The sequence below is a fragment of the Pseudonocardia spirodelae genome (assembly GCF_037727765.1).
Taxonomy (GTDB): Bacteria; Actinomycetota; Actinomycetes; order Mycobacteriales; family Pseudonocardiaceae; genus Pseudonocardia; species Pseudonocardia spirodelae.
In genome coordinates this window covers 1-13,328 of the sequence record NZ_JBBJUP010000015.1, presented here as the reverse complement: position 1 = coordinate 13,328, position 13,328 = coordinate 1, and the positions used below count along the sequence as shown (strand labels likewise).

General features: G+C 75.0%; 12 protein-coding genes. 7 read left to right on the top strand and 5 right to left on the bottom strand.

Annotation, left to right across the window (positions count from 1 at the left end; translation table 11 throughout):
- Positions 1-32 precede the first annotated feature (32 nt).
- The gene (locus WJX68_RS18030; RefSeq protein ID WP_340292454.1) at positions 33-1,658 is read left to right on the top strand and encodes a long-chain fatty acid--CoA ligase; all 1,626 of its coding nucleotides are present in this window, start codon (positions 33-35) and stop codon (positions 1,656-1,658) included.
- Here WJX68_RS18030 and WJX68_RS18025 read toward each other — a convergent pair.
- Positions 1,643-3,796, bottom strand: coding sequence for a WD40 repeat domain-containing protein (locus WJX68_RS18025; protein WP_340292452.1), 2,154 nt, complete (start codon positions 3,794-3,796; stop codon positions 1,643-1,645). The genes WJX68_RS18030 and WJX68_RS18025 overlap by 16 nt on opposite strands.
- A 136-nt stretch (positions 3,797-3,932) precedes the next feature.
- Here WJX68_RS18025 and WJX68_RS18020 point away from each other — a divergent pair, with 136 nt between their 5' ends.
- From WJX68_RS18020 to WJX68_RS18005, 4 genes are all read left to right on the top strand, one after another.
- Complete coding sequence (locus WJX68_RS18020; protein WP_340292450.1) at positions 3,933-4,232, top strand: hypothetical protein; 300 nt, start codon at positions 3,933-3,935, stop codon at positions 4,230-4,232.
- A 102-nt stretch (positions 4,233-4,334) separates the two neighbouring features.
- Entirely contained in the window at positions 4,335-4,622 is a 288-nt protein-coding gene (locus WJX68_RS18015) for a DUF6506 family protein (protein ID WP_340292447.1), read from the top strand.
- A gap of 75 nt (positions 4,623-4,697) precedes the next feature.
- Positions 4,698-6,383, top strand: a complete 1,686-nt coding sequence (qcrB, locus tag WJX68_RS18010; protein ID WP_340292445.1) for a cytochrome bc1 complex cytochrome b subunit — start codon at positions 4,698-4,700, stop codon at positions 6,381-6,383.
- Positions 6,380-6,856: a hypothetical protein gene (locus WJX68_RS18005; protein ID WP_340292443.1), complete on the top strand. Its 477-nt coding sequence runs from the start codon at positions 6,380-6,382 to the stop codon at positions 6,854-6,856. The genes qcrB and WJX68_RS18005 overlap by 4 nt, the downstream gene beginning before the upstream one ends.
- On the opposite strand, the gene WJX68_RS18000 is transcribed toward WJX68_RS18005, so the two are convergent.
- From WJX68_RS18000 to WJX68_RS17985, 4 genes are all read right to left on the bottom strand, one after another.
- A complete protein-coding gene (locus WJX68_RS18000; RefSeq protein ID WP_340292441.1) occupies positions 6,843-7,415 on the bottom strand; it encodes a L,D-transpeptidase in 573 nt (190 codons plus the stop codon). The two genes, WJX68_RS18005 and WJX68_RS18000, sit on opposite strands and share 14 nt — an antisense overlap.
- Positions 7,416-7,565: 150 nt before the next feature.
- Complete coding sequence (locus tag WJX68_RS17995) at positions 7,566-8,000, bottom strand: MOSC domain-containing protein (RefSeq protein WP_340292438.1); 435 nt, start codon at positions 7,998-8,000, stop codon at positions 7,566-7,568.
- Positions 8,001-8,091: 91 nt separating this feature from the next.
- Complete coding sequence (locus WJX68_RS17990) at positions 8,092-9,843, bottom strand: FAD-dependent oxidoreductase (RefSeq protein WP_340292436.1); 1,752 nt, start codon at positions 9,841-9,843, stop codon at positions 8,092-8,094.
- A gap of 22 nt (positions 9,844-9,865) precedes the next feature.
- The gene (locus WJX68_RS17985; RefSeq protein WP_340292434.1) at positions 9,866-10,657 is read right to left on the bottom strand and encodes a MerR family transcriptional regulator; all 792 of its coding nucleotides are present in this window, start codon (positions 10,655-10,657) and stop codon (positions 9,866-9,868) included.
- A gap of 175 nt (positions 10,658-10,832) precedes the next feature.
- On the opposite strand from WJX68_RS17985, the gene WJX68_RS17980 reads away from it, so the two are divergent.
- Both WJX68_RS17980 and WJX68_RS17975 read left to right on the top strand, forming a co-directional pair.
- On the top strand, positions 10,833-11,972 hold the full coding sequence (locus WJX68_RS17980; RefSeq protein WP_340292432.1) for a ferredoxin reductase: 1,140 nt from the start codon (positions 10,833-10,835) through the stop codon (positions 11,970-11,972).
- A gap of 29 nt (positions 11,973-12,001) precedes the next feature.
- A complete protein-coding gene (locus WJX68_RS17975) occupies positions 12,002-13,147 on the top strand; it encodes a fatty acid desaturase family protein (protein ID WP_340292430.1) in 1,146 nt (381 codons plus the stop codon).
- Positions 13,148-13,328: the final 181 nt, after the last annotated feature.

Genomic DNA, 13,328 nt, shown 5'->3' with positions numbered 1-13,328 from the left:
CCGACCTTTCCGGAACGCCACCAGGAGCAACGATGCTCGGTCTGATGCAGGACCGTCCGCTGACGCTGCCGCACGTCTTCCACCGTGCGGAGCAGTACTTCGGGCACAAGGAGATCGCCACCGCCACCCCGGCCGGGACGGTGCGCACGACGACGGTCGCCGAGTGGGCCGTCCGCACCCGCCGGCTCGCGACCGTGCTCGACACCCTGGGCGTCTCCGCCGACGGGCGGGTCGGCACGTTCTGCTGGAACACCGACCGCCACCTCGAGCTCTACCTCGCCGTGCCCTGCACTGGCCGGGTGCTGCACACGCTGAACCTGCGCCTGTTCCCCGACCAGCTCGTCTACGTGGCCGACCACGCCCACGACGAGGTGGTGTTCGTCGAGCGCTCCCTGCTCGGGCTGTTCTGGCCGCACGTCGACCGGATCCCGTCGGTCCGCCACGTCGTGGTGATCGACGACGGCGCCCCGACCGAGATCCCGGACGACCCGCGCGTGCTCGACTACGAGGAGCTGCTCGCCGCCGCCGAGCCCTACGCCGGCCGGTTCGTCGTCGAGGACGAGAACAGCGCCGCGGCCATGTGCTACACCTCCGGCACCACCGGCAACCCCAAGGGCGTCGTCTACTCCCACCGCTCGACGGTGCTGCACTCGCTGGCGACGCTGTTCGCCGACGGCGTCGGCCTGCGCGAGCGCGACGTCGTCCTGCCGGTCGTGCCGATGTTCCACGCGAACGCCTGGGGCCTGCCCTACGGCTGCCTGCTGGCCGGGACCTCGCTGGTGCTGCCCGGCCCCGGGATGACGCCCGACGCGGTCCTGACCCTGATCCAGGACCGGCGGGTGACCGTCGCGGCCGGCGTCCCGACGATCTGGATGGGCCTGCTGCCCCGGCTCGGCGACTACGACTGCTCCTCGCTGCGGGTCCTGCTCTGCGGCGGCTCGGCGGTGCCGAAGTCGATGTCGGAGGGGTTCCGGGCGGCGATCGGGCTGCCGGTGCTGCAGGGCTGGGGGATGACCGAGACCTCCCCGGTCGCGACCCTGGGCGTGCTGCGCACCCAGCACGACGACCTGTCCGACGACGAGAAGGCCTCCGTGCGCGCCCTGCAGGGCCCCACCGTCCCGCTGGTCGACCTGCGCATCGCCGACCCCGAGACCGGCGAGGAGCAGCCGTGGGACGGCGTCACCTCCGGCGAGGTGCAGGTCGCGGGCCCGTGGATCGCCGCCGAGTACTACGGCGGGGAGGGCGGCGGCGCCCAGTTCACCGCCGACGGCTGGCTGCGCACCGGCGACGTCGCCGTCGTCGACCGCTACGGCTACGTCAAGCTCGTCGACCGGACCAAGGACCTGGTCAAGTCCGGTGGCGAGTGGATCAGCTCGGTCGAGCTGGAGAACGAGATCATGGCCCACCCGAGCGTGGCCGAGGCCGCGGTGATCGCGGTCGCGCACGAGCGCTGGGTGGAGCGCCCGCTGGCCTGCGTCGTGGTGAAGGACGGCGAGACCCTCACCGCCGACGAGCTGATCGCCTTCCTCACCGACCGGGTCGCCAAGTGGTGGCTCCCCGACGCCGTCGAGTTCATCGACGAGGTGCCCAAGACCAGCGTCGGGAAGTTCTCCAAGAAGACGCTGCGCGAGAAGTTCGCGGGCTACTCGCTGAGCTGAGCCGCGGCCTCCCGGTCGGCGGTCCCCGTACGCGGTGCGGGGACCGCCGCCGGTGCGCCCTGCTCCGGGATCGTGCCGGTGGGGAGCTCGGTCGCGGCCCCGGCGAGCACGTCGAGGCAGTGCAGCTCGCCCGCCCCGTCCCCGACGACGACGGCGCCGCCCCCCGCCGCGACGGCCGTCAGCGGGGCGTCGAGCGGGGCCCGCCCGGCCGCCGTCGCACCGGCGAGGTCCCACAGGACGGCGACGCCGTCCGAGCCGGTGGTCACCGCCCGGCAGCGGCCCGCGCCGACGGCCCCGGTGAGGTGCACCGCGTCCGCGCGCACCGTGCTCACCGCGGCCGCGCCGAGTGCCCAGACGTGCACCCGGCCGTCGGCGTCGCAGGCCAGGGCGTGGCAGCCGTCGTCGTCGACGGCGACCGCGGTGACCAGGCCCGCGGGCAGGCCGACCGTGGTGGTCTCCCCGCTCGCCGGGCGCCAGCAGGTCAGCGCGCCGTCGGCGGCGAGCACCACCGTCGCCCCGCCCGGGGTGGGCGCCGCGTGCCGCGGCGGCGCGGGCAGCCGGATGCTGCGGTAGGCCCGCCCGGTTCGGGCGTCGCGCACCGCGACGGTCCCGTCCGGCTCGGCGGCGACGACCAGCGCGCCCCGCCCGGCGAGCACCCGCCCGGGCAGCGACACCGCACCGGCCCGCACGCCGGTCGTGGCGTAGCGCTCCTCGACCGTCGCGGACCCGGACACGGCGAACAGCCGTGTCCCGGACGGGTCGAACCACACCGGTCCCGACCCCGCGCCGACGCCCCAGCGGCGTGCCCCGGTCAGCGGGTCGTGCGCGGTCAGCCCGCCGCGCCGGCCCGCCGCGACGACCAGCCCCGCCGTCGCCGCCACCGCGCCGACGGCGCCGGCCGGCGGTGCGACGGCGGGCCCGCTCTCGCGTCGCGGGTCCCACAGCAGCACGCGGCCGTGGTCGTCGCCGGAGGCGAGCACGGCTCCGGCCGGGTCCGCGGCCACCGCGCGCACCGGCGCACCGTGCCCGGTCAGCGTGCGGACGTCGCCGGCCCCGGCGACCGGGACGAGCTGCACCGACCCGTCGGCGCGCCCGACGACGACCCGCCCGGCCCCCGCCGCCGCGGCCGCGGTGACCGGCACGCCGTCGCCGGGGACCTCGAGCCGGACGGGGTCGTGCGGCACGCCGGCGTCCAGCGCGAACACGTGCAGCGCGCCGTCGGCGGTGGCGGCGACGAGCCGTCCGGGCGCGGCCTCGGCGACGGCGACGACCGGGGGCCCGCCCTCCAGCAGCCCGAGCGCGGCGCCGGTCACCGGGTCCCAGGTCCGCAGCGTGCCGTCCGCCCCGCCGGAGACGACGGTGCGCCACCCGGTCTCCGCCAGCGCGGTCACCGCGCCCCGGTGGCCGTGCGCGGCCACCGGCACCGAGCCGGTGGTCGCGTCCCACACCCGCACCACGCCGTCGGCGCCGCCGGCCAGGACCCGGGTGGGACGCCCGGCGGTCACCGCCAGCGCGGTGACCGGGGCGGACGCGCCGGCCAGCGCGGTGACCTCGGCGCCGCGTGCGGCTCCGTCGGTGGCGAGCACCCGCACGAGCGGCCCGTCGCCGGCGACGGCGAGCAGGCCGCCGTCGGCCGACAGCGCGAGCACCCGGGCCGGGGGCGCGGCCGCGGCCGGGCGCGGGCCGCCCGGTCCCGCGAGCGGGTCGGGGAGGGCCTGCCCGCCGGTGGTGTCCCAGGCACCGGACTCACCGGAGGCGTCGAGGGACAGCAGCAGCCCGTCCGGGCCGGCGGCGAGCGCGACGACCGCGTCGCCGTGGCCGTCCAGCACCCGCGACAGCGCGGGTGACGGCGGCCGGGTCCGCCAGCGGGTGGCCAGCGCCGGGACGCCCTGCGCGGTCAGCCGGGCCCGCGCGGCGCCGGCCAGCGCGGCCTCACCCGCGACGACGGCGCCCGCCAGCAGCTGCTGGGCCACCGCGCCCGGCCCGGGCCGGTGCAGGTGGTGCGCCTCGAGGTCCAGGACACGGCGCAGCGCCTCGGGCGTGACACCGTCCGGTGCGGCGCCGGCGTGCTCGGTGTGCAGCGTCTCGCCGGCGGCGATCCGCCGTTCCAGCCCGTCCCAGAACGTCTCGACGGCCATGCGTGTGGTTCCTCCCCGGGCTCGCGGTCGGTTGCCTGTCGCGCTCGGCCGCTCCATCGTTAACGGGGGACAGGGTGTCGCCCGGAAACCGGCGGTGACCGGTCCCGGGCCCTCGGTGACCGGTTACGGTCCGGGCGTGCCCCGCTCCGTGTCCGCGTCCGCGCGTGTCGTGCGCTCCGTCGTGGAGATCGCCGCGCTCGCGCCGCTGGTGATCGCGCGCCGGACCGCCCGGATGGTCACCGCCGGCCTGCCGCCACGGGCGGCCGACCTGCGGGAGTTCCACCGGATGGGGGCGGAGAAGGTGGACGGGTTCTCCCGGTCCGTGACGGTGCTGCTCACCTCCCCGCCGGGGCCGGCGACGGTCGCCCGCGCGCTGGAGCCCGTCCGGACCCGGGTGCGGTCCAACGCCCGCCGCCTCGCGTCCCGGGCGCGTTGACCCGGCCCGGTCCGGCGCGCGGACCGGGCGAAGATCGACCTACCCTCGTTCCGGCGCCGAGCGGCTCGAACAGCGAGGCCGCGGCCGGGAGAGGACCGACCGATGACCGAGATCCGCGCACACGTGTTCCTGCACCCGGGCACCGACCCCGCGCTCGACCGCACCGAGCTCGACCGCGAGGGCAGGCGCACCCTGCTCGTCGCGGTCCCCGACGTCCTCGACGCGCCGCTGGTCGCCCGCGCGCTCGTCGAGGACGAGGGCGTCCGGCTGATCGAGCTCTGCGGGTCCTTCGGCCCGGTCGACGTGGCCCGGGTCCTCGAGGAGGTCGGCGAGGCCGCCACCGTCGGGCACACGACGTTCCCGCGGCCCGCGTCCACCGCCGGGGCCTGACCACAAGATCGACTTGCCGTTCCGCCGCGGGGTTTCATGCTGGAAGGAACACGACGGGCGAGCGAGGGAGCGGCGATGAGTCCGGCGACGAGCACCACCCCACGCGGGCCCGGCCGGGCGGCAGCGGCGCTGGACCAGGCCGACCAGCGGTACCACCCGGCGAGCGGGCTGCGGACGCAGTTCAACAAGGTCTTCCCGACTCACTGGTCGTTCATGCTGGGGGAGATCGCGCTCTACAGCTTCATCATCCTGCTGCTGTCGGGCACCTATCTGGCGTTGTTCTTCGATCCGTCGATGGCCGAGACCGTCTACAACGGCCCGTACGACCCCCTGCGGGGGGTGCCGATGTCGCGCGCGTACGAGTCGGCGCTGGAGATCTCGTTCGAGGTCCGCGGCGGGCTGTTCATGCGCCAGCTGCACCACTGGGCGGCGCTGCTGTTCGTCGCGGCGATGATCGTCCACATGTTCCGGGTGTTCTTCACCGGAGCGTTCCGCAAGCCGCGCGAGGCGAACTGGACGATCGGGATCGTGCTGATCCTGCTCGGCACGTTCGAGGGCTTCACCGGCTACTCGCTGCCCGACGACCTGCTCTCCGGGGTGGGGCTGCGCATCGCGTCCGGCATCACGATGTCGGTGCCGATCATGGGTACCTGGGTGCACTGGGCGCTGTTCGGTGGCGAGTTCCCCGGGACCGAGATCATCCCGCGGCTCTACATCATCCACGTGCTGATCCTTCCCGGGATCATCCTGGCGCTGATCGCCGCGCACCTCGGCCTGGTCTGGTACCAGAAGCACACGCAGTTCCCCGGGCCCGGGCGGACCGAGAACAACGTGGTCGGTGTGCGGATCATGCCGCAGTTCGCGGCGAAGGGCGGCGCGTTCTTCTTCGTCGTCGCAGGGGTGCTCGCGGCGGTCTCGGGGCTGTTCCAGATGAACCCCATCTGGCACCTCGGCCCCTACGACGCCTCACAGGTGTCGGCGGGCTCCCAGCCGGACTTCTACATGATGTGGTCCGACGGCATGGCCCGGATCTTCCCGCCGTGGGAGTTCTACCTCTTCGACCGCTACACGATCCCGTCGGTGTTCCTGCCGACCGCGGGCTTCCTCCCGGTGCTGTTCGTGCTGGCCGCGTCCTACCCGGTGCTGGAGCGGCGCTTCACCGGTGACGACGCGATCCACAACCTGCTGCAGCGCCCGCGCGACGTGCCCGTCCGCACCGCACTCGGCGCGATGGCCATCGCGTTCTACATGGTGCTCGTGCTGTCGAGCTTCAACGACTGGATCGCCTACTTCTTCCACTTCTCGCTGAACGCGACGACCTGGGCCGGTCGCATCCTCATGCTGGTGCTGCCCCCGATCGCCTACTGGGCGGCCTACCGCTGGTGCATCGGGCTGCAGCGCTCGGACCGGGCGGTGCTCGAGCACGGCATCGAGACCGGCGTCATCCGGCGCACCCCGGGCGGGGAGTTCATCGAGGTGCACCAGCCGCTGGCCGGGGTCGACGCGCACGGCCACCCGGTCCCGCTGGCCTACCAGGGCGCCTCGGTGCCCAAGCGGATGAACCAGCTCGGCTACTCCGGGCGGGCCGTGCCCGGCTCGCTGCTCACGCCGGACCCGGCGGGGGAGACCGCCGCGCTGGAACGCGCCCGGGACCAGGCGCACGAGCGCGAGCTCGCCGAGCACGACGACCGGATCACCGGTGGGGCGCACCGCGAGCTGGCCGGCCGGCCCGACGACGGCGGCCGCCCCCAGCAGCCGTGACGGCCCGCCGTCGCGCCGCCCGGGTCCGCGCCGCCGCGGAGCGGATCCGGGAGCGCCATCCCGACGTCGTGCTGCACCTGCGCGACGTGCTGCACCCGCACCCCGCACCCGGCGGCGCCGAACCCGCGTTCCACGCGCACGCCCGGGTGCCGGGGCCGCGTGCGGGCACCCGGCTCGTGCTGGCCGCGGGGGCCGGCCCGGCCGGACCCGCGACGACGGTGTGGCACGTGCGCGCCGCGCTGTTCCGGGTCCGCGACGGCCGTCAGGTCACGACGCCGGTCGCGTGGGCCGAGGCGTGGGCGCACGCGGTGTTCGGCGAGCCGCTCGCCGGGCACGTCCGGCGCGACCCGTACGGGGCGGAGTGGCCGTGGCCGGGCGAGCTGCGCCGGCCGGTGGAGCAGTTCGTCGTGCACCTCGGTGCGCACGGTCCGGTCGCGCCCGGGACCGTGGGCCCGCCGCTCAGCGCGCGTTGAGCGCCGCGCGCTGCTCGCGCTCGGTGGAGGCGTTCAGCACCTGCACCTTGTCTCCGACCTGCAGGCCGTCGAAGAACTGACGGGCCGGTCCGGGGTCGAGCTTCACGCAGCCCGCCGAGGCGCGGTCGCGGTCGCCGCCGTGGAAGGCGACGCCGCCGTCGGCGAAGAACACCGCCCACGGCATCGGTGCGGGCTCGCCCTCGGGGGTGCGGAACTCGCCGCTGCGGTGGTCGGCCTCCTTGCGGTACACCCGGAACGAGTGCCCGACCGGGGTCTCCTGGTCCGCGCCGCCGGACGCGACCGGCACCGGACCGGTGGCGACCTCGCCGTCGGTGATCAGCCAGGCCCGCTGCGACTCCAGGTCCACGCACGCCCGGGCCGACACCGAGCACGGGGTGCCGGCGACCTGCTTCTCCGCGTGCGTCGCCCGGGCGACCTGGCTGTTCTCGGCCTCGGCGTCGGCCGCCGCGACGCCGGCGGTCGCGACCCCGGCCAGGACGACGAGCCCGGTCACGACACCGGTCGCGATCCGGATCCTGCGCGTGGTCGCCTTCGGCACGTGTCCCGCTCCTCGCTCGTCCCGGTCCCTCGGGATGTCCAACGCGCGGACGGCCCCCGCGTGACGGTCCGGTGCCGACATCGCGTCACCGACGGGTGACCCCGGGTGACCGGTGGGGGACGGGCGGGGCGCCCGCGATGCGGTGCGTCGTCACGGCTCCACGATCGTGACGGCGTCGCCGACCGCGACGGGGCCCGACCCGAGAACCCGGCACACCGCGCCGCCCCGGTCGTGCAGCGCGCGGCGCGCGCCCGGGCCGACCGCGGTCTCCATCACCCGGCACGGCGCCGCCCTGCGCACCACCTCGAGCTCGGCCCCGCCCACCCGCAGCCGGGTGCCGGGGATGATCGGGACCGTCCCCGCGTCGACGGTGACGGTGCGCCGGGTCGCGCCGGAGGGCACCGGGCCGCCCCGCCGCGCGGCGGCCTCGTCCAGCTCGGTGCGGCTCTGCACCGACACGTGCCGGTGCCGGGTGCCGAAGTACCGGTCGCCGACGACGCCCCGCCCGGCGACGGTCTCGACCCGGTCGACGTCGTGCATCGGCGCGCCCCGCTCCGGGGCGACGTGCAGGCCGACGACCCTCACCCGGCGGTCACCGGCCCGGGCCGTTCCCCGGCCCAGGCCCGCCCGAGCAGGGCCCGCACCCCGCGGGGGAGGGGCTCGTGGACGACGCCGCTCACGCCGCCCGGTCCAGGATCGCGCGCAGGACGCCGCGCAGCGCGCCGGCCGGGTCGGCGACCGCGGCGTGGCTGCGCCAGGCGACGTGCGCGTCCGGGCGGACCAGCACGCAGCCGTCCTCGCCGACCTCGCGCAGCCGGGCCCAGTCGTCGTAGAGGTCGGTCAGCTCCCGGCCCGGCCCCACGACGTGCGCGGCCAGCTCGATCCCCAGCTCGTCGGCGACGGTGCGGGCCGCGCCGGCCCACGCGCCGCCGGCGATGCCGGTGAGCAGCGCGAAGCGGCCCTTGCCGGTGACGTCGTGGGTCGAGACGCGGTGCCCGTCGCGGCCCAGCCAGCAGTGCGGCAGCCGGGCCCCGGGCCGGGTGGTGGGCCGGTAGTACAGCTCCGGGTCGCGCTCCGGCGGGGGCTCGGGGGTGCCGTCCTCGACGACGGCGCCGGTGTAGCGCTGGCCCATCTCGACGCCGTGCGCGTTGAACTCGTAGTCCTTCAGCTCCAGCGCGCGGCGCAGGGCGGCCCGCCGCTCGGCGCCGGCGGGGGTGTCGTCGCCGCGGGCGGCCATCGACGCGCGCATGACGGCGGGATCGGTCCCGGGCGCCAGCCCCAGCGCCTCGAAGATCGGGCCGAACTCCTCGACCGAGCGGTTCGCGCGGCGCACGACCTGCTCGCCGACCGGCGCGCGCTCGGCGTCGTAGCTGTCGAGCAGCCCGGGGCCGGCCTGCCCGCGCAGCACCATCGCGAGCTTCCAGCACAGGTTGTACGCGTCCTGGATCGAGGTGTTGGACCCGAGGCCGTTCGACGGCGGGTGGCGGTGCACGGCGTCGCCGGCGCAGAGGACCCGCCCGGCGCGGTAGCGGGTGGCCCACAGCTCGTTGACCGTCCACAGCGACGTCGACCGGACCGTCACCGGCACCGACGTGTCACCGAGCAGGTCGTGCACGATCGCGGTGGCGGCGGCGTCGTCGAGCTCCGGCGGGGGACCGGCGAGGTCGTAGCCCCAGATCGCCATCCACCGGGTCCACGGCCGCACCATGCGCAGCACGCCCATCCCGATGCCGCCGACGTCCGCGCCGGGCTGCAGCACCCAGTACAGGACGCTGGGGCGGTGCTCGACCAGCCGGGTCAGGTCGGCGTCGAAGACGATGTTCATGCTGCCCGCGAGCTCGCCGCGCCCGGAGAAGGGCAGCCCGGCGTCGCGGGCGACGGCGCTGCGCCCGCCGTCGGCACCGATGACGTAGCGGGCACGGATCGTCAGCTCCGCGCCGGTGATCCGGTCCCGCGCGGTGACGGTCACGCCGTCCTCGTCCTGGACGTGGCCCAGGTACTCGGTGTCGAAGCGGAACCGGCTGCCGCGCTCGGCGGCGCGCCCCACCAGGATCGGTTCGAGGATGTCCTGGGGCAGGTCGCAGTGCGACGACGGGCTGGCCAGCGTGTAGTCCGCCCGCCGCGCGGGGTGGGTGCCCCAGGTCCGCACCCGGCCCAGCTCCTCGCCCGCCAGCGCGGTGCAGAACACGGTCTCGCCCATCAGGTGCGACGGCGTTCCCTCGGCGACGACGTCGTCCTCGACGCCCTGGTCACGCAGGATCTCCACGGTGCGCTGGTTGGTGATGTGCGCCCGCGGGGTGTCGGCGGTCCAGCGGTACTTGGTGATCACGAGGTGGTCGACCCCGAGCCCGGCGAGGAACAGGGCGGCCGAGGAGCCCGCGGGCCCGCTGCCGATCACGAGGACGTCGGTCGTCACGGTGGCGCTCACCTGCGGAAGTATGGTTGCGATGTCAACCATCGTCCAGGTCCGTGGTGCGGACGCCGATCGCGCGACCGGCCTCGGGGGACAGGTCGCGCGAGATCCGCGCGATGAAGGTGTCCATCTCGGCCTGCATCCGGAACCGGAACGACGACAGCAGCGCCATCGTCGCGACCGGCTGCAGCTGCTCGACGGTCTCCTGGATGCGCGGCGCCCCGTCGGCGGGCAGGCCTGCCGCCACGTACCCCGCCCACACCTGGCCGGCGAACAGCTCCACGAACATCTGCGCGACGGCGCCGGTGTGGTCGTCGAGCCGCCGGCGGATACCCACGAGCGCGCCGGGCGGGATGCCCAGGCGGATCGCCCCGGCCGCGGCGCGGGCGAGGTCGGGGCGCAGCACGCGTACCCGTCCGGGACCGGCGGTCTCGACGACCCCCGCCTCGCGCAGGGCCACCAGCAGCTCGTCGGCCGCCCCGCCGGGGGCCTGCGCGTCCGGGCCCAGCAGGTCCGGCAGCTCGTCCTCGGCGACCTCGACGGGCTCCTCGGGCTGCCAGGGGGCGAGCATGCCGCGGTAGAGACGCAGCGCGTCCTCGGCCGTGCGGTCCGTGTGCTGGGCGACGAGCACCTCGATCGCGCCGAGGGAGAAGCCGCGGCGCCGGAGCCCGTTCACCAGGTCCAGGCGGTCGACGTGGACGTCGGTGTAGCGCACCGCCCGTCCCGCGCGCTCACCCGGCGGCAGCAGCCCGCGCGTGATGTAGGAGCGCACCGTCCGCACGGTCATCCCGGCCCGGTGGGCCAGCTCCTCGATGGGGAAGTCCGGCACCCGGCCGATCCTAGACCCGCGATCTCGACATCGTTGCCGAGAAAATCAATGTAACGTTTTCGGTGGTCAGCAGGGCAGCGCGTTCGCACTGGTGATGACGGTGTCGCGTCTTCAAGTTGCCGTCGCCGCGGAGATCGGGTCCGATGATTCCCGACCGCGACGACGAGGTGGGGTCATGACCGAGGCCGTACTGCCGAAGGGACTGCGCCGTGCGCGCCGGGCCGCCGCCCGGCTCACGACGCCGCTGCTGCCCGACGACTACCTGCTCCTGCTCAACCCGCTGTGGTCGGCCCGCGAGCTGCGCGGCCGGGTGGTGAAGGTGGTGCGGGAGACCGAGGACGCCGCCACGCTGGTGATCCGGCCCGGGCTGGGCTGGTCGTTCGACCACCGGCCCGGGCAGTACGTCGGCATCGGCGTCGAGGTGGACGGCCGGTTCCACTGGCGGTCCTACTCGCTGACCTCCGAGCCCCGCCGCGGCCGCCGGCACATCTCCATCACGGTGAAGGCCATGCCGGAGGGGTTCCTGTCCCGCCACCTCGTCGACGGCGTCGGCCCCGGGACGGTGGTCCGTCTCGCCCTGCCGCGGGGCGAGTTCGTGCTGCCCGACCCGCCGCCGGGGCAGCTGCTGTTCCTCACCGCGGGCAGCGGCATCACGCCGATCATGGCCATGCTGCGCACCCTGGACCGTCGCGGGACCGTCCCCGACGTGGTGCTCGTGCACTCCGCCCCGCGCGACGGCGACGTCATCTTCGCCGGCGAGCTCGAGGGTCTGGCCGCGCGCCACCCGTCGCTGCGGGTGCAGCTGCACCTGACCGGCGAACACGGGCGGCTCACCCCCGACGGGCTCGCCGGGTACTGCCCGGACTGGCGCGAGCGCAGCACCTGGGCCTGCGGCCCCGAGGCGATGCTCGACGAGGCCGAGCAGCTGTGGGAGTCCGCCGGCTGCGAGGACCGGCTGCACGTCGAGCGCTTCTCCGCGTCGCTGCGCGGCGGTGAGGCCGAGGGCGGCACCGTGACGTTCCTGCGCGCGGGCTCCGCGGCACGCGGCACGTCGAGCCCCGACGGCGGCGACACCGCCGCCACCGTGGAGATCGACGGAGCCACCACCCTGCTCGACGCCGGCGAGCAGGCCGGGCTGGACCTGCCCTACGGCTGCCGCATGGGCATCTGCCACACGTGCACCGTCGGCCTCCGCTCGGGGACGGTGCGCGACCTGCGCGACGGCTCCGAGCGCCGGGGCGACCCGGACACGCCCGCGGAGAAGGTGCAGACCTGCGTCACCGCCGCCGCGGGCGACTGCGTCCTCGAGATCTGAGTGCCCCCGTCCCGACCGCTGGAGGAACCGTGGCCATTTCCGACGTCAAGGAGTTCGCGCACCTCACCGAGGCCGACGTGGAGGCGATCGGGCGCGAGCTCGATGCCGTCCGCGCCGACGTCGAGGAGCGACGGGGCCAGGCCGACGCCGACTACGTCCGCACCCTGATCACCTGGCAGCGACGGCTGAACGTCGCCGCCCGGGTGACCCTGTTCGGCAGCCGGATCCCGCCGCTGTGGCTGGCCGGCACCGCGATGCTGTCGGTCGCCAAGATCCTCGAGAACATGGAGATCGGGCACAACGTCATGCACGGCCAGTGGGACTGGATGAACGATCCGGAGATCCACTCGTCGACCTGGGAGTGGGACAACGTGTGCCCGGCCGAGCAGTGGCGGCACTCCCACAACTACCTGCACCACACCTATACGAACGTCATCGGCAAGGACAAGGACGTCGGGTACGAGATCCTCCGCGTCCGGGCCGACCAGCCCTGGCATCCCGCCTACCTGGGCCAGCCGTTCTGGAACGTGCTGCTCATGCTGCTGTTCGAGCACGGGGTGTCGCTGCACGACCTCGACGTCGACGGCCTGATCAAGTGGCAGCTCGAGGACCCCGAGGAGTTCCGCCGCAAGCTGCTCGACGTCGGCCGCAAGCACCTGCGCCAGATGCGCAAGGACTTCGTGCTGTTCCCGCTGCTCACCGGACCCGCCGCCGCGCAGACCCTGGCCGCGAACGCGACGGCGAACGTCATCCGCAACATCTGGTCCTACGCGATCATCTTCTGCGGGCACTTCCCCGACGGCGCCGAGGTCTTCACCGAGGAGGAGCTCGAGGGCGAGACCCGCGGGGAGTGGTACCTGCGCCAGCTGCTCGGGTCGGCCAACTTCACGGGCAACCGGGTCATGCACGTCATGTCGGGCAGCCTCGGCTACCAGATCGAGCACCACCTGTTCCCCGACCTGCCGTCCAACCGGTACCCCGAGATCGCGGTCAAGGTGCGCGCGCTCTGCGAGAAGTACGAGCTGCCCTACACCACGGGGCCCTTCCCCCGGCAGTTCTGGCAGGCGACCCGGTCGATCTGGCGGCTCTCGCTGCCCGCACGCGGGGTCCGCGAGCGGGAGCACCGGCGCGAGCGTCGCGGTCTCCGTCGCGGTGCGGCGGCCCGCGCGGCCTGAAACCGGTCCTTGACCTGCGGTGATCCCGTGAACCGACCCCCCTGTTCACGGGCCCGGAAGCGCCGTGTAACTTAGTTCCTGTCAGCGAGAGAGCCGGACAGAACGGGCCCTGAGAGGCCCGGTCAACAGGTCCCGCGGACAGTGACCCCCGGGTGGTTCGCCGATTTTGTCGGTGTGCTTC